16 protein-coding genes are annotated in these 14,356 nt (G+C 67.0%); 6 read left to right on the plus strand and 10 right to left on the minus strand.

Features of this window, described 5'->3' with window-relative positions; translation table 11 throughout:
- Positions 1-7 precede the first annotated feature (7 nt).
- The 3 genes from gshB to rsmI form a co-directional block, all read right to left on the minus strand.
- A complete protein-coding gene (gshB, locus tag RI03_RS06130) occupies positions 8-958 on the minus strand; it encodes a glutathione synthase (protein ID WP_010215950.1) in 951 nt (316 codons plus the stop codon).
- Positions 959-1,057: 99 nt separating this feature from the next.
- Positions 1,058-1,411 carry a YraN family protein gene (locus RI03_RS06135; protein WP_010215951.1) on the minus strand — a complete coding sequence of 118 codons (354 nt, stop codon included), beginning with the start codon at positions 1,409-1,411 and terminating at the stop codon, positions 1,058-1,060.
- Positions 1,408-2,241 (minus strand): 16S rRNA (cytidine(1402)-2'-O)-methyltransferase, encoded by an 834-nt coding sequence (gene rsmI / locus RI03_RS06140; RefSeq protein WP_010215952.1) that lies wholly within the window; start codon positions 2,239-2,241, stop codon positions 1,408-1,410. The genes RI03_RS06135 and rsmI overlap by 4 nt, the downstream gene beginning before the upstream one ends.
- Positions 2,242-2,273: 32 nt before the next feature.
- Here rsmI and RI03_RS06145 point away from each other — a divergent pair, with 32 nt between their 5' ends.
- Positions 2,274-3,452: a penicillin-binding protein activator gene (locus tag RI03_RS06145; protein ID WP_010215954.1), complete on the plus strand. Its 1,179-nt coding sequence runs from the start codon at positions 2,274-2,276 to the stop codon at positions 3,450-3,452.
- Between the two features lie 58 nt (positions 3,453-3,510).
- Here RI03_RS06145 and hemW read toward each other — a convergent pair whose 3' ends face one another.
- On the minus strand, positions 3,511-4,677 hold the full coding sequence (gene hemW, locus RI03_RS06150; protein WP_010215955.1) for a radical SAM family heme chaperone HemW: 1,167 nt from the start codon (positions 4,675-4,677) through the stop codon (positions 3,511-3,513).
- A 26-nt stretch (positions 4,678-4,703) separates the two neighbouring features.
- On the opposite strand from hemW, the gene RI03_RS06155 reads away from it, so the two are divergent.
- Both RI03_RS06155 and RI03_RS06160 read left to right on the plus strand, forming a co-directional pair.
- On the plus strand, positions 4,704-5,285 hold the full coding sequence (locus tag RI03_RS06155; RefSeq protein ID WP_051007237.1) for a CAP domain-containing protein: 582 nt from the start codon (positions 4,704-4,706) through the stop codon (positions 5,283-5,285).
- A gap of 237 nt (positions 5,286-5,522) precedes the next feature.
- A complete protein-coding gene (locus tag RI03_RS06160) occupies positions 5,523-6,134 on the plus strand; it encodes a PEPxxWA-CTERM sorting domain-containing protein (protein ID WP_010215958.1) in 612 nt (203 codons plus the stop codon).
- Positions 6,135-6,234: 100 nt separating this feature from the next.
- Here the strand turns inward: RI03_RS06160 and rdgB are convergent, their stop codons facing one another.
- A complete protein-coding gene (gene rdgB, locus RI03_RS06165) occupies positions 6,235-6,879 on the minus strand; it encodes an RdgB/HAM1 family non-canonical purine NTP pyrophosphatase (RefSeq protein ID WP_010162928.1) in 645 nt (214 codons plus the stop codon).
- Entirely contained in the window at positions 6,876-7,592 is a 717-nt protein-coding gene (rph, locus tag RI03_RS06170; RefSeq protein ID WP_010215959.1) for a ribonuclease PH, read from the minus strand. The genes rdgB and rph overlap by 4 nt, the downstream gene beginning before the upstream one ends.
- A 97-nt stretch (positions 7,593-7,689) precedes the next feature.
- Between rph and RI03_RS06175 the strand changes: the two genes are divergently transcribed.
- Positions 7,690-8,454, plus strand: a complete 765-nt coding sequence (locus RI03_RS06175; RefSeq protein ID WP_010215960.1) for an energy transducer TonB — start codon at positions 7,690-7,692, stop codon at positions 8,452-8,454.
- Positions 8,455-8,651: 197 nt separating this feature from the next.
- Here the strand turns inward: RI03_RS06175 and RI03_RS06180 are convergent, their stop codons facing one another.
- Genes RI03_RS06180 through RI03_RS06190 form a run of 3 tightly spaced genes read right to left on the minus strand, consistent with a single transcriptional unit; the run spans position 8,652 to position 11,229 of the window.
- Complete coding sequence (locus tag RI03_RS06180; RefSeq protein WP_010215961.1) at positions 8,652-9,437, minus strand: SDR family NAD(P)-dependent oxidoreductase; 786 nt, start codon at positions 9,435-9,437, stop codon at positions 8,652-8,654.
- A gap of 23 nt (positions 9,438-9,460) precedes the next feature.
- Entirely contained in the window at positions 9,461-10,648 is a 1,188-nt protein-coding gene (locus RI03_RS06185) for a zinc-dependent alcohol dehydrogenase (protein ID WP_010215963.1), read from the minus strand.
- The gene (locus RI03_RS06190) at positions 10,648-11,229 is read right to left on the minus strand and encodes an SRPBCC family protein (RefSeq protein WP_010215964.1); all 582 of its coding nucleotides are present in this window, start codon (positions 11,227-11,229) and stop codon (positions 10,648-10,650) included. Before RI03_RS06190 ends, RI03_RS06185 begins: the two co-directional genes overlap by 1 nt.
- A 144-nt stretch (positions 11,230-11,373) precedes the next feature.
- Between RI03_RS06190 and hrcA the strand changes: the two genes are divergently transcribed.
- Positions 11,374-12,417 carry a heat-inducible transcriptional repressor HrcA gene (gene hrcA, locus RI03_RS06195; protein ID WP_010215965.1) on the plus strand — a complete coding sequence of 348 codons (1,044 nt, stop codon included), beginning with the start codon at positions 11,374-11,376 and terminating at the stop codon, positions 12,415-12,417.
- 20 nt (positions 12,418-12,437) lie between these two features.
- Positions 12,438-12,989 carry a nucleotide exchange factor GrpE gene (grpE, locus tag RI03_RS06200; RefSeq protein ID WP_010215966.1) on the plus strand — a complete coding sequence of 184 codons (552 nt, stop codon included), beginning with the start codon at positions 12,438-12,440 and terminating at the stop codon, positions 12,987-12,989.
- Positions 12,990-13,085: 96 nt separating this feature from the next.
- On the opposite strand, the gene RI03_RS06205 is transcribed toward grpE, so the two are convergent.
- Positions 13,086-14,312, minus strand: a complete 1,227-nt coding sequence (locus RI03_RS06205; RefSeq protein ID WP_010215967.1) for a glycosyltransferase — start codon at positions 14,310-14,312, stop codon at positions 13,086-13,088.
- Between the last annotated feature and the right edge of the window lie 44 nt (positions 14,313-14,356).

Consider the following 14,356-nt stretch of genomic DNA (forward strand, 5'->3'; position numbering starts at 1 on the left):
CGGGCGGTCAGCCCGCGACCTTGCGTTCGATCGCGTCCCAGATCATCCCCGCGACATCGGTCCCGTTGAACCGCTCGATCGCGACGATGCCGGTGGGGGAGGTGACGTTGATCTCGGTCAGCCACTCGCCGCCGATCACGTCGATCCCGACGAACAGCAACCCGCGTTTCTTGAGCTCCGGCCCGAGCACCGCGCAGATCTCGCGCTCTTTGTCAGTCAGCTCGGTTTTCACCGCGGACCCGCCAACCGCGAGGTTGGAGCGGATCTCGCCTTCGCCCGGCAAGCGGTTGATCGCGCCTGCGACCTCGCCGTCGACCAGCACGATCCGCTTGTCGCCCTTCGCGACGTCAGGAAGGAATGCCTGCACCATGTGCGGTTCGCGCCACATGGTGTTGAAGACCTCGATCAGCGCGGACAGGTTCGCGCCGTCGCTGCCGACCTTGAAGATCGCCTTGCCGCCGTTGCCGTGGAGCGGCTTGATCACGATTTCCTTATGCTCGGCGAGGAACTTGCGCGCCTCGTCGAGCGAGCGCGTGATCAGCGTCGGCGGCATGAACTGCGCGTAATCGAGCACGAACACCTTTTCGGGCGCGTTGCGGACCTGTGCGGGGTCGTTGACCACCAGGGTCCGTCCCGCGATCCGCTCGAGCAGGTGCGTCGCGGTGATATAGCCGAGGTCGAACGGCGGATCCTGCCGCATCAGCACGACGTCGGCTTCGTCGCCCAGGTCGAGGTTCACGGGGTCGCCGAGCGTGAAATGGTTGCCCTGGACACGCTGGACCGTGACCGGCTCAGCCTTCGCCCAGACCCGGCCGTTCGAATAGTTGAGCGCCTCGGCGGTGTAGTGGAACAGCTTGTGCCCGCGCTGCTGCGCCGACAGCATCAGCGCGAAGGTCGAATCGCCCGTGATGTTGATGGAAGCGATGGGGTCCATCTGGACGGCGACTGTCAGGCTCATTGATCGTAACTCCGTCGGGGACTGTTCCGTCACCCCGGCGCAGATAGGGGGTCGATCGCACCGTGTCACCCCGGACCGCTCTGCTGTGACGGGAGGGGTTTACCCGATCCACGCATTCTCGATATGCCGCGGCCGCACCCCCGGCGCGAGCAGCAGCACGTCGACGCGGATGTCGTCGCCTGGCCCCGCGAACCGCGGCATCAGCACTTCCGCCGCCGCCGCGACCCGCGCCAGCCGCCGCTCGTCGATCGCGTAGTCGAGCGCGGCGGCAGTCTTGCGCTGCTTGACCTCGACGAACGCCACCAGCCGGTCCTTGCGCGCGACCAGATCGATCTCGCCCGCCGGCGTCCGCACGCGCCGCGCGAGGATTTCCCAGCCGTGGAGCCGCAGCCACCATCCCGCGAGCCGTTCGCCCCGTCGCCCGGCAGCTTCGGCGACGCGGCGATCTCTCACGCCTTCAATTCCAGTGCGCGCGCATACAGCGACTTGCGATCCAGCCCGAGCTTCTTGGCGACCTCGCTCGCCGCCTGTCCGGTCGAGAGGCGCGTCAACGCCTCGGTCAGCGCGGTGTCGGCATCCTCTGCGCTCGCCGCCTCGGGCGCGCCCGGCGGGGCGACGACCACAACGATCTCGCCCTTGGGCGGCGCATCGGCATAGCGCGCGGCGAGCATCGACAGCGTGCCCGTCACCGCTTCCTCGAAATGCTTGGTGATCTCGCGCGTGACCGCCGCCTCGCGGTCGCCGAGCCCCTCCGCGAGTGCTGCGAGCGTGACGCCAAGCCGCGGGCCGGATTCATACAGCACCAGCGTCGCGCGGATCGTCGCGATCTCAGCGATCGCGGTCGCGCGCGCCTGCGTCTTGGCGGGCAGGAAGCCGACGAACAGGAAGCGGTCGGTCGGCAACCCCGCGAGCGTCAGCGCCGCCACCGCCGCGCACGGCCCCGGAATCGTCCACACCGTATGCCCCGCCGCGCGCGCATCGCGGACGAGCTTGTAGCCCGGGTCCGAGATCAGCGGCGTCCCCGCATCCGAAACGAGCGCGACGGGCTCCGTCCCCATCCGCGCGATCAGCCCGGGGCGGACCTCCTCGGCATTGTGGTCGTGATACGGCACCATCGGGCGCTTGACCCCGATGTGATGCAGCAGCTTCGCCGTCACGCGGCTGTCTTCCACCGCAATCACAGCGGCATGGCTCAGGATATGTGCCGCCCGCGGCGACAGATCGCCGAGATTGCCGATGGGGGTGGCAACGATGTAGAGGCCCGGGGATAGATCATTGGTCATCAGGGACGGTCATGGCAGAGCGGGATACGGACATGCAACGACGCATCGGCATCAGGCGGCTGGGACAGGCCTCCTTGGTCGCGGGTGCGATCGTCCTCAGCGGGTGCCAGACGGTGGTCCCGCGCGGCCCGGTGCCGCGCCCGCGCGCGCCGACGGGGCCGAGCCAGCCGCAGCAGCCGGTGTTCGAGCAGGGCATCCCCAAGGACACCGCACGTCACCGCGTCGCGCTGCTCGTCCCGTTGAGCGGGAGCAATGCGGGGGTGGGGCAGAGCCTCGCCAATGCGACTCAGCTCGCGTTGCTCGATTCGCGCAACGAATCGGTCCGGATCACGACCTATGATACCGCCCCCGGCGCCGCCGCCGCCGCGCAGCGCGCGCTCGCGGACGGCAACCAGTTGATTCTCGGGCCGCTGCTGGCCGACGACGTCCGCGCGGTCGCGCCGATCGCCAAGCAGGCGCACGTGCCGGTGGTGAGCTATTCGAACGACACCACCGCGGCGGGCAACGGCGTGTACCTGATGGGCTATGTCCCCGCGCAGTCGATCGGCCGCGTGGTCGATTATGCCAAGGCGCACGGCGTCACCAGCTTCGGCGGGCTCGTCCCCAACGGGGTGTATGGCGAGCGCGCATCGACCGCGTTCCTGCGCGCGGTGGAATCCGCCGGGGGCCGGGTCGGGTCGCTCCAGACCTATGACCGGGTGACCGGATCGATGAGCGCGGCGATCACGCGGATGGCGAAGAGCGCGCCGTATCAGGCAGTGCTGATCGCCGACGGCGGCAATGCGGCGGCGGCGGGAGTTCCCGTGCTGCGCCGCAACGGCATGGGCGGCGCACGGATCATCGGGACCGAATTATGGAATTCGGACAGCACGATCGCGGGCAAGGTTGCGTTGAACGGTGCGTGGTTCGCGAGCGTGTCGGACGGATTGTACCGGCAATATGCCGCCAAATATCGTGCGCGGTTCGGCTCGGCGCCGTTTCGGCTGTCGAGCCTCGGCTATGATTCGGTGCTGCTGACGATTCGCATCATGCGTGACTGGCCGATCGGCACGGCGTTCCCCGAGGAAAAGTTGCGCGATCGTGGCGGTTTCGCCGGGATAGACGGCGCGTTCCGCTTCGGCCGCGACAGCGTGGCCGAGCGCGCGCTCGAAGTGCAGGAGATTCGCAGCGGGACGACGGTGACGGTGTCGCCTGCGCCGACCGGGTTCTGATCCAGGGCACCGGGGTGGCGGCAAGGCGTCCGTCACCCCGGCACGCCTGATTTGCGCGCTACGCCGTTCGCACCACCAGCGGCAGGATCGCGTCGAGCAGCAGCATCCCCGCTTCGGTCACCCCCATCCAGTCGCCGTCGCGCGCGACCAGTCCCAGCGTGACAAGCCGCTCCGCAGCGGACGCATCGATCAGACCGTCGACGCTCGTCTCGCCCAACCGCGCGATCCGCGCGAGATCGACACCTTCGCGCAGCCGCAGCCCCATCAGCAGCGCCTCGGTCGCGCGGTCGGCGGGGACGAGCGGTTCCTCGATCTGCGCGCCATGTCCGTTGCGCGCGACCGCGCCGATCCAGTTCTCGGGCTTCTTGTGCCGCGCGGTCGCGAGTCCGCCGCGTCGCCCGTGTGCGCCGGGACCGACCCCGGCGTAATCGCGGTAGCGCCAGTAGACGAGGTTGTGCCGGCTCTCCGCGCCAAGGCGCGCGTGGTTGGAGATTTCATATGCCGGCAATCCCGCCGCCGCGGTCATCGCGCGCGTTGCCTCGAACAAATCCGCCGCGGAATCGCCGTCCGGAATAACGATCCGCCCCGCCGCCGCCTCGGTCGCGAAGCGCGTGCCCGGTTCGATGGTAAGCTGGTACAGCGACAGATGCTCGGTCCCGAAGGCGATCGCGCGCGCGAGCTCGGCTTCCCACGCGTCGATCCGCTGGCCGGGGCGCGCGTAGATCAGGTCGAAGCTGACGCGCGCGAACGCCGCCTGCGCGGTGGCGAGCGCGTCGAGTCCCTCGGTTACGTCATGCGCGCGGCCGAGGAAGCGGAGCGCGTCGTCGTCGAGCGCCTGCAACCCGAGCGACACGCGATTGACCCCGGCCCGCGCAATATCCGCGAAGCGCGCCGCCTCGACCGAGGAGGGGTTGGCCTCGAGCGTGATCTCGATGTCGGGCTCGGGCGGCCAATAAGCGGTGGCGGCATCGATCACCGCCGCGACCGTCTCGGGGGGCATCAGCGACGGCGTGCCGCCGCCGAAGAAGATCGAGCCGAGCCGCCGTCCGGGCAATGCATCGGCTTCGTGCCTCAGGTCGGCGAGCAGCGCCTTGCGCCACGCGTCCTGGTCGACCACGTCGCGGACGTGGCTGTTGAAGTCGCAATACGGGCATTTCGAGACGCAGAACGGCCAGTGCACATAAAGCGCTAACGGCGGCGGGGTAGGATCGATCGTGGCGGGCATTGTCCGCGCTATGACGGCAGACGGGCATGGTGGGAAGGTTGACGGGGTTGAAAAGGCGGATCGCGGTGGGTGTTCTCGCGCTGATGACGGTGGGGGCGTGCCAGGCACAGGAGCCAGAACGCGTGGTCGAGCCGCGCACCCAGATCGGCAATTATCCGCGCGGGGCGGCGCTGCTGCGCGCGGCGATGCTCGGCGGGCATGCCGATGCGCGCGCCGAAGTCGGTGCCCCGCCGCTGATATGGGACGAGACCCTCGTCGCCGACGCGGCGGTCTATGCCGCCGAACTGGCCGAAACCGAACGGTTCCGCCACGCCGACCAGCCGATGGGACCGGGCCGGGAGGGGGAGACGCTGTTCCGGGGAACGCGCGGGGCCTATTCGTATCGCGAGATGGTCGACCTGTGGGTCGCCGAGAAAAAGGACTTCGTCGATGCGGCGACGCCCTATTTCAGCCGGACCGGGCGCGGCGAGGATGTCGCGCATTACACCCAGATCATCTGGCGCGCGACGACCCACGTCGGCTGCGCAATGGCGAGCAGCGCGCAGGACGATTATCTGGTGTGCCGTTACTCGCCGCCGGGCAATGTGGTCGGCCAGCGCGTCAGTTGAGTTGCTCGGCCGGCGGACATGGTTAACATCGGCGATGCGATCTGGTTCGAAGGTAAAGCCAATAGCGGCTGACGCAGCCGCCAAACAATATCGGCGATATTAACGTTACTCTTCCTGATTCGGAACAGATGCTGGTTAACAGGCCCTTATGACGCGTTGATGACGATTTTTGTTGGCGATACACCCGTTCTTACCAAGCGGCCTGTTGACGGCCCAGTATCAAAAGGGGTGTGACCAATGAAGATGATCAACGGCCTGTATGCCGCCGCCGCGCTTGCCAGCGCCCTCGTCGCGATGCCGGCCGTGGCCGCAACCCCGATCGTCAGCGCGGGCAAGCTGACCGGCGCGACCGGCGTCGAGATCGGTGGCAAGAGCTACGACGTCGCGTTCCTGGATGGCACCTGCGGCAGCGTCTTCGGTGCGTGCAACGCCAGCCACTTCACCTTCACCAGCCTGTCGAGCGCGATGACGGCAAGCAACGCGTTGCTGTCGCAGGTCTTCATCAACGGCGCAGCGGGTGCGTTCGACACCCGGCCGAACCTGACCGCCGGCTGCACCAGCAGCGCTGTCTGCAACATCCTGATCCCGTACGCACAGGGCTTCGGGGTCGTGCTGGCGGGCGACGCGGTCAACAGCTTCACCACGTCGCTCGACTTCAGCGTCCCCGCCTCGATCGCGGCGAACGCCTCGACCGCGACGCTGGGCAGTTACGTCTATGCGAAGTTCACGCCATCGGTGACCGCTGCGGTGCCCGAGCCTGCGACCTGGGCGATGATGTTCGCCGGGTTCGGCCTGATGGGCGCCGCCCTGCGCTACCGCAAGCGTTCGACCAAGCTCAGCTTCGCCTGAGTTTCGGCGGGACGGTAATGAAAAACCCGGCGGTCTGGCGACCGCCGGGTTTTTTGCGTGGGCGACCGCCCCGACGGTCGGGATCGCGCGGTGCGCGTCGCTACAGCACCGCCGCGGTCATCTGCGCGAAGGCGGCGGCGCGGTGGCTGATCGCGTGTTTCTGCGCGGGGTCCATCTCGGCGTAGGTCTGTTCGCCACCGGTGGGCACGAACACCGGGTCGTAGCCGAACCCGACATCCCCGCGCGGCGGCCAGGTGAGCGAACCCTCGGCGCGGCCCTCGAACCACTGGACGTGCCCGTCGGGCCACGCGAGCGCGAGGACGCAGACGAAATGCGCGCTGCGGCTTGCGTCAGGCCCCTTGGCGGCGAGCGCGTCCTCGACCTTGGTCATCGCCAGCGTCCAGTCGCGCCCGTTGGGCGTCTCCGCCCAATTGGCGGTGTAGACCCCCGGATCCCCGCCGAGCGCCTCGACGCACAGTCCGCTGTCATCGGCGAGCGCGGGGAGGCCCGAAAGGTCGGCGGCCTGCAGCGCCTTCAGCTCGGCATTGGCGACGAAGGTCGTGCCGGTTTCCTCAGGCTCGGGCAGGTCGAGATCGGCGGCGGAGATCGCCTCGATCCCGTGTTCGGCGAGCAGCGCGCCGATTTCACGGACCTTGCCCGCATTATGGCTGGCGATCACCAGCTTGCCGGGGGCAAGCTTGCGGATCGCCTGGGGCGGCACGCCCTCCTGCGGGGTCGGCGTCACTTGGCGACCGCGCGCGCCTGTGCCGCGAAGATGTCGGTGCAGCCGATCCGCGCCAGACGGAGCAGGCGGAGCAGCGCTTCCTCGTCATAAGTCGCGCCTTCGGCGGTCGCCTGGACTTCGGCGATGTTGCCGTTCTCGAGCAGGACGAAATTGGCGTCCGCGTCGGCGTTCGAATCCTCGTCGTAATCGAGGTCGAGCACCGGCGTGCCCTTGTAGATGCCGCAGCTAACCGCCGCGACCTTCTGCGTCAGCGGGTCGGCGGTGAGCTTGCCGCTCGCCATCAGCCCGTCGATCGCGAGCCGCAGTGCGACCCAGGCGCCCGAGATCGACGCGGTGCGCGTGCCGCCATCCGCCTGGATCACATCGCAATCGAGCACGATCTGGCGCTCGCCGAGCAGCTTGAGGTTGGTGACCGCGCGCAAGCTGCGCCCGATCAGGCGCTGGATTTCCTGCGTCCGGCCGGACTGTTTGCCCTTGGCGGCTTCGCGGCTGCCGCGGGTGTGCGTCGCGCGCGGGAGCATGCCATATTCGGCGGTGACCCAGCCTTCGCCCTTGCCGCGCAGGAAGGGCGGGACCTTTTCCTCGATCGAGGCGGTGACGAGGACCTTGGTGTCACCAAAACCGATCAGCACCGATCCTTCGGCGTGACGCGTGAAACGCGGCTCGATCGTGATGCTGCGCATCTGGTCGGGGGTACGGCCGCTTGGGCGCATCGGGAATCTCCTGAGAATGGTCGCGACGACCTACCCGTGCGTTCGGACGGTGTCACCCCTATCTGAGGGGGCCACGACCGCGGAGCCCGACCCCCTGATGACGACCTACCAAGCTTCCGCGACTGGCGACCGGATCAAGGGGGCGGGGGGTGCTGCGTTGCTGGTGGTGGCGATCGGATACGGGCTGGTCACGGGGCTGTCGGTCGACTTCCGCACGCGCGTGGTCGAGGAGATGAAGGCGTTTTCGGTGCTGCCGCCCGCACCGCCACCGCCGAAGAAAGAGGTCATCCCCGCACCACGCAAGGCGGAGAAGCGCAAGGAGGCCGAGGCCGCACCGCCGAACCTGACCGCCAAGCCGACCGAAGTCGTTGCGCCGCCGCCGGTCATCCGCCTGCCCAAGCCGCCGCCGATCGTGGTCGCGCCGGTGGCCGGGCCGGGGAGCGACTCGAAGGCGGGGGCGGCACTTGTGGTCGGGCCGGGGACGGGGAGCGGGGGGCAGGGCAATGGCCGGGGCAGTGGTCGCGGTGGGGATGGCGATGGCGGCGGGGGCGGGGAGATCCCGCTCGAGCTGATCCGCGGCGAGCTGCGCTACCGCGATCTGCCGCGCGATCTGTACGAAGCGCATGTCGCTGGGCGGGTCGAGATGGCGTTCGACGTGGGGGTGAAGGGGCGGGTGACGGCGTGTCGGATCACCCGGTCGAGCGGCAACCGGCGGCTGGATGCGGCGACGTGTGACCTGATCATCGAGAAGCTGCGGTATCGGCCGACGCGGACGGCGGCGGGGGTCGCGGTGCCGGATACGGTTTCGGGGGAGCAGGTGTGGACGATCGAGCGTGGGGAAGGCGGGGACGAAGAGGACTAACGGGGGATGATCCCCCCTTAAACGCTTTCCCGGCGGAGACCGGGGCCCAGTAGAGGTGTCGGCGGTAAGAGAGCGCAGTGCCCGCCATTACCCGCCCTCGACTGGGCCCCGGCCTTCGCCGGGGAAGTGCTAACCGGGGATAGTGCTTAGCGGCTAACCCCCGGCACTTACGCCCCGAGGGAAGCCGCCAACGCACGTTACTCCGTACCGCTGCCGGGTTCGGCCATCTTGCGATGCTGCTCGGCGACGAACGACGGGGGCAAGACGCCTGTGGCCGCAACCTGTAGCTTGTTCGACAGCCCCGAGACGATGCTGCCCTTGCCCGCGAACAACGCGTCCCAGCCGTCCTTCGCGACCTTGGCCGGGTCGCTCTTGCTGTCGCTCTGGCCGACGCTGGTGTCGTTCATGCCGGCGCGATCGAAGAACTCCGTCTCGACCGGCCCCGGCATCAGCGTCGTGATCGTGACGCCCTTCGACTCCTTGATCTCGTTGCGCAAAGCCTCGGTCCAGTTGTCCACGAACGCCTTTGTGCCGTTGTACACCGCGTTGAACGCGCCCGGGATGTAGCCTGCGACCGACCCGGTGACGAGGATCTTGCCGTCGTCGCGCGCGACCATGTCCTTGAGGACACGCTGGATAAGATAGACCGTGCCCGTGATGTTGGTGTCGACCGAACGCCGCCACTTGGCGACATCCTGATCGAGGAACGCACCGCCGGTGCCGATCCCGGCATTGGCGCACAGCAGGTCGACCTGACGGCCCCCGGTGGCATCGAGCAACTGGTCGACGCCGTCGATTGACGACAGGTCGGCGTTGACCGACTGGACGTCGGTGCCGAACTGCTTGAAGTCGGCGGCGGCGGAATCGATCAGCGCTTCGTTCGCGACGACGATCAGGTCGTAGCGGTCCTTCGCCGCGATGGTGGCGAGTTCGAAGCCGATCCCGGTCGATGCGCCGGTGATGATCGCGAGTTTGTTGGCCATGATAGTCTCTCCTGGAATATGGGTCAGAGCGTGGGCGCGAGGCCGGGCTTGAGGACGACCTTGGTCACCTCATTCTGGTTGTCGTGGAACATCTTGTAGCCTTGCGGTGCCTCTTCCAGCGACAGCCGGTGCGAGATGAGGAAGGTCGTGTCGATCTTCTCCTCGAGGATCGCGGCGAGCAGTCCGGGCAGGTAATGCTGCACGTGCGTCTGCCCGGTCTTCAGCGTCAGGCCCTTTTCCATGAACGCCCCGAGCGGGAACTTGTCGACGAACCCGCCGTATACTGCAGGCATCGAGACACGGCCACCCTTGCGGCAGGCATAGATCGCCTGGCGGATCGCATGCGTGCGATCGGTGCCGAGGAAGGTCGACTTCTTGATCTGGTCGATCACGTTGTCGACGAAGAAGCCGTGTGCCTCGAGGCCGACGCTGTCGATCACGGCGTCGGGACCAATTCCGCCGGTCATCTCCATCAGCGCGTCATAGACGGCCGAATCCTCGAAGTTGATCGTCTCCGCACCGAACTTCTTCGCGAGTTCGAGGCGGCGCGGGAAATGATCGATCGCGATCACGCGTTCGGCGCCCATCAAGAACGCCGACTGCACCGCGAACAGGCCGACCGGTCCGCAACCCCATACCGCGACGGTATCGCCGGGTTCGATGTCGGCATTCTCCGCCGCCATCCAGCCGGTCGGGAGGATGTCGGACAGGAACAGCACCTTTTCGTCGTCGATCCCCTCGGGGATGACGATCGGGCCGACGTCGCTGAACGGCACGCGGACATATTCCGCCTGCCCCCCGGCATAGCCGCCGGTCATGTGGCTGTAGCCGAACAGCCCCGACATCGGCTGGCCGTACAGCGTCTGCGCGATGTCCTGATTGTCCGCGGGGAGGCCGTTGTCGCACGCCGAATATTGATGCTTGCCGCAATGATAGCAGCTCCCGCACGCGATGGTGAACGGGACGACGACCTTCTGGCCCTTCTTGAGCGTCGACTTGGGGCCGATCTCGACCACTTCGCCCATGAACTCATGGCCAAGGATGTCGCCCGACTGCATCGTCGGGATATAGCCGTCGTACAGGTGCAGGTCCGAGCCGCAGATCGCGGTCGCGGTGATCTTGATGATCGCGTCGCGCGGGTTGATGATTTCGGGATCGTCGACGGTGTCGACGCGGACGTCGTGGCGGCCGTGCCAGGTCAGCGCGCGCATCAGGCCTTCTCCTCTTCATATTGCTTGCGCGTCTGCGCGGCGGTGGCAACTTCGCCGGTTTCCATCAATTGCTTGAAACGGCGCAGGTCGCGGCGCGCCTGGATCGCGGGTTCGCGCTGGAACAGCTTGGCGATCAGCTTACCGACGACACCCGCGGGCGGATCGTAGAGCAGCGTCGCGGTGACGACGGTGCCGCGTGCGCCGGCATCGCGGAAATCGACGCGACCGCTATTGTCGATGTCCGCACCGGGTTCGGACGCCCAGGCGATATACTCGCCGTCGGCTTCGTCAGTAACTACCGAGTCCCATTCGACCGTCTTGCCGCCGGGGGCTTTCACCACCCAATGCGACCGCTTGGCGTCGAGCACGTCGATCCGCTCGACATTGTCCATGAAGGTCGGAAGATTGGTGAAGTCCCGGAAATAGGCGAAGAGTTCGGCACGCGGCCGATTGATCGTGACCGCGCGCCCGACAAACGAATCGCCACGCTTTTCCAGCAGCGAGTCGGTCATCGCTTCGACGGCGGCGGCGTTGTGTTTGGATGCGGATAGCGGGGCATCGTCGGTGTTGACGTTTGGCATCGGGCCCTCCTGAGGTGCGGTGTCGTTAACGCGCTTGGGGGGCGAGACGGTTCCTCGAAAACAGAATAACATTGATCAGGTGCGGCGAGGCGGGCGCGCGGCACGGCGGTTGAGCGAAGCGCCAAGGGGGGCCATATGGTAAGCATGACCGCAGCCCCGATCACCGAACTCAACGACCGCGCGCGGGACATCTTCCGCGTGGTGGTGGAGAGCTATCTCGACACCGGCGCGCCGATCGGATCCCGCGCGATCGCGCATCTGTCGGGGCTCAACCTGTCGCCCGCGTCGATCCGCAACGTGATGCAGGACCTCGAGGAACTCGGGCTGCTCGCAGCACCGCATACCAGCGCGGGGCGGATGCCGACCGAAACCGGGCTGCGGCTGTTCGTCGACGGAATGATGCAGGCGCTCGAACCTTCGCTGGAGGAACAGGCCGCGATTGCCGCGCGGCTGACGCATGCCGGGCCGGTGGAGGAAGCGATTGCTGCGACGACCGCCGCACTGTCGGGCCTGTCGGCATGCGCTGGGATGGTGATGGTCGCCAAGCGCGAGTTGGTGCTGCGGCAGATGAGCTTCGTGCCGCTATCCGCCGAGCGCGCGCTCGCGGTGCTCGTCGGCGCGGACGGGTCGGTCGAGAATCGCGTGATCGCCTTGCCGCCGGGGCTGCCGGTGTCTGCGCTGGTCGAGGCAGGCAATTACATGAGCGCGATGCTCGGCGGGCTGACGATCGACGAAGCGCGCGCGCGGATCGAGATCGAGATGGCGGACGAACGCGCCGAACTGGATGGCGCGGCGCGCACGCTGATCGAACGCGGGCTCGCGGTGTGGAGCGAGGATGGCGACCGCCGCCCGGTGCTGATCGTTCGCGGGCAGGCGCGGCTGATCGACGATGCCGCCGCCGCCGACCTCGAGCGCGTCCGCGATCTGCTCGACGATCTCGAGGGAAAACAGGACATTGCGCGGCTGCTCGACAATGCGGCGGCGGGGGATGCGACCCGCATCTTCATCGGGGCCGAAACCAAATTGTTCGCGCTGACGGGGTCGTCGGTGATCGCCAAACCGTTCCGCGGACTGGACGGTCGCGTGGTCGGAGTCGTCGGCGTGATTGGCCCCACGAGGTTGAACTATGCGCGCGTCGTGCCCATGGTGGATTATACCGCCGCGACACTCGCGCGCTTGATGGGTTGAACCAGGGATTTTTGGACGACATGAGCGATAACGACATTAACCAGGCCCAGGACCTGCGCGAGGAAACCGCCGCAGCCGCTCCCGAGGTTGCCGAGCATGATGCCGCCGACGCGCGGTTCGAGAAGCTCGAGGCGGAGCTCGCCGAATCGAAGCAGGCGGTGCTCTACGCCCACGCCGAGGCGCAGAACATCCGCCGCCGCGCGGAGAAGGAAACCGCCGACGCGCGTGCCTATGCGTCGACCGCGTTCGCGCGCGACCTGCTGTCGGTCGCGGACAATCTCGCGCGCGGGCTCGATGCGATCCCGGCCGCGCTGCGCGAGGACGAGAAGATGAAGGGCCTCGTCGCCGGGCTCGACGCAACGGGCCGCGAGCTCGAGGCGGTGTTCCAGCGCCACGGCATCAAGAAGATGACGACGATCGGCGAGAAGCTCGATCCGAATTTCCACCAGGCGATGTTCGAACTGCCGAGCGACCAGCCGGCCGGCACGGTCGTCCAGGAAATGCAGTCGGGCTATATGATCAAGGACCGGCTGTTGCGCCCGGCGCTCGTCGGGGTCGCCAAGGCCCAATGATCTGTCGGCGTGGCGGTCCCGACGGGGCCGTCACGCCGACCACGCCGAAAAACAATAGCGCGACTGTCGGCGGGCGCGGTCACCCCGCGTGCTTGATCAGGCGTAGGTCTTCATCAGTTCGGCGCGATGACGAAAGACGTCCTCATCAGTGAATGGCGCGCCGTCGCGCGATGCCGCGACGACAAGCTCCCGCAACTGCGGCCGATCCGCGCTGAGGCTGGAAAGCGCCGCGGCAAGCGCCTCGGGCGTCTTCTTGGTCAACACGCCGCCGGCATGCTTGCTGATCAGATCTTCCGGATAGGAACTCGCATAGCCGACGATGGGCGTCCCAGACAGCAGCGCCTCGATCAGGCAGCGCGGGGACTCGCTGGTCTGGTGACAGAAGAGAAACACGTCGGCGGCTTGCAGCTCCGCCAGGAACGCCTCGCGATCCGAGGAATGTCCCGGAAAGGAAATGCGGTTCTGCAGCCCGAGTTCCTCCACATAGGACCGTGCCTCGGCCAGTTTCGGGCCGTCGCCGAGCCATCTCGCCTGGAAGACGACGCCGTGCTGTGCGGCCAGATGCAGCGTGTCGATCCAGTCGCGGACGCCTTTGTCGCCATGCGCGCGACCGGCGTACAGGATCCGGAGCGGACGGCTTTCGGTAATGGCCGAAACCTTGCGGGCCAGCACGTCCGGTTTGATCCGCGCGGCAGGACTCAGGTGAATGTTGTGGACCAGTTGGGGACAAGGACTGAACTGCGCATAGGCTTCGTAACAGTCCGCCCCGTGCAACAGGCCAAGCGAACTGCGCTTGATAACGAAGCGCTCGAAATGCTTCATCACGAAAGATGTCGCGAGGCGATAGGCGCGCTTCAGCCCGTGCGCTTCCTGCGCCTGAAAATGGGTGACCTGCGATTCGACGCGATCGGTCCAGATCGCTGCGCGGCGCTGCTTGTATCGCGCGATCAACGCCCCGATTGCGGCCCAGTCTCCGGCAAGACCGCCGATAGCAAAATGGAGATGACTTGACCGGTTGATCAGGTTGGTCAGTAGTCTTGCCCCACCAGGCAGCGCGATCAGGAAGCCGAAGATAGTGCGGCGGTTGGGCAAGGTGAAAAGCTGGCATGACTCCGCATCGACCTGCCCGTCCCAGCGCGATGTGCCGACTGGCTGTGACCCAACCTCGATCTGGGGAACGCACAGGATTAAGCGGTTGAAATTCTTCAGCCACATTCGTAGCCCGTTCAGCGCCTGCGTATCCAGATACAGGATTCCGTCGCATCGCCAGATCGGCAGCGGGAGAACCAGCAAGAGGGTCGTGGCAGAGCCGCGATTGTTCATTCCAAGAATCTCTCGGGTCCATTGAAGCAATTGTACAGTTAGCC

Source organism: Sphingomonas sp. PAMC 26621, assembly GCF_000251145.1.
Classification (GTDB): Bacteria; Pseudomonadota; Alphaproteobacteria; order Sphingomonadales; family Sphingomonadaceae; genus Sphingomonas.

Coding starts and splice junctions, on each gene's coding strand:
- gshB (WP_010215950.1), bottom strand. CDS start 958: ATGAGCCTGACAGTCGCCGTCCAGATGGACCCCATCGCTTCCATCAAC.
- rsmI (WP_010215952.1), bottom strand. CDS start 2,241: ATGACCAATGATCTATCCCCGGGCCTCTACATCGTTGCCACCCCCATC.
- RI03_RS06145 (WP_010215954.1), top strand. CDS start 2,274: ATGCAACGACGCATCGGCATCAGGCGGCTGGGACAGGCCTCCTTGGTC.
- hemW (WP_010215955.1), bottom strand. CDS start 4,677: ATGCCCGCCACGATCGATCCTACCCCGCCGCCGTTAGCGCTTTATGTG.
- RI03_RS06155 (WP_051007237.1), top strand. CDS start 4,704: ATGGTGGGAAGGTTGACGGGGTTGAAAAGGCGGATCGCGGTGGGTGTT.
- RI03_RS06160 (WP_010215958.1), top strand. CDS start 5,523: ATGAAGATGATCAACGGCCTGTATGCCGCCGCCGCGCTTGCCAGCGCC.
- rph (WP_010215959.1), bottom strand. CDS start 7,592: ATGCGCCCAAGCGGCCGTACCCCCGACCAGATGCGCAGCATCACGATC.
- RI03_RS06175 (WP_010215960.1), top strand. CDS start 7,690: ATGACGACCTACCAAGCTTCCGCGACTGGCGACCGGATCAAGGGGGCG.
- RI03_RS06180 (WP_010215961.1), bottom strand. CDS start 9,437: ATGGCCAACAAACTCGCGATCATCACCGGCGCATCGACCGGGATCGGC.
- RI03_RS06185 (WP_010215963.1), bottom strand. CDS start 10,648: ATGCGCGCGCTGACCTGGCACGGCCGCCACGACGTCCGCGTCGACACC.
- RI03_RS06190 (WP_010215964.1), bottom strand. CDS start 11,229: ATGCCAAACGTCAACACCGACGATGCCCCGCTATCCGCATCCAAACAC.
- hrcA (WP_010215965.1), top strand. CDS start 11,374: ATGACCGCAGCCCCGATCACCGAACTCAACGACCGCGCGCGGGACATC.
- grpE (WP_010215966.1), top strand. CDS start 12,438: ATGAGCGATAACGACATTAACCAGGCCCAGGACCTGCGCGAGGAAACC.
- RI03_RS06205 (WP_010215967.1), bottom strand. CDS start 14,312: ATGAACAATCGCGGCTCTGCCACGACCCTCTTGCTGGTTCTCCCGCTG.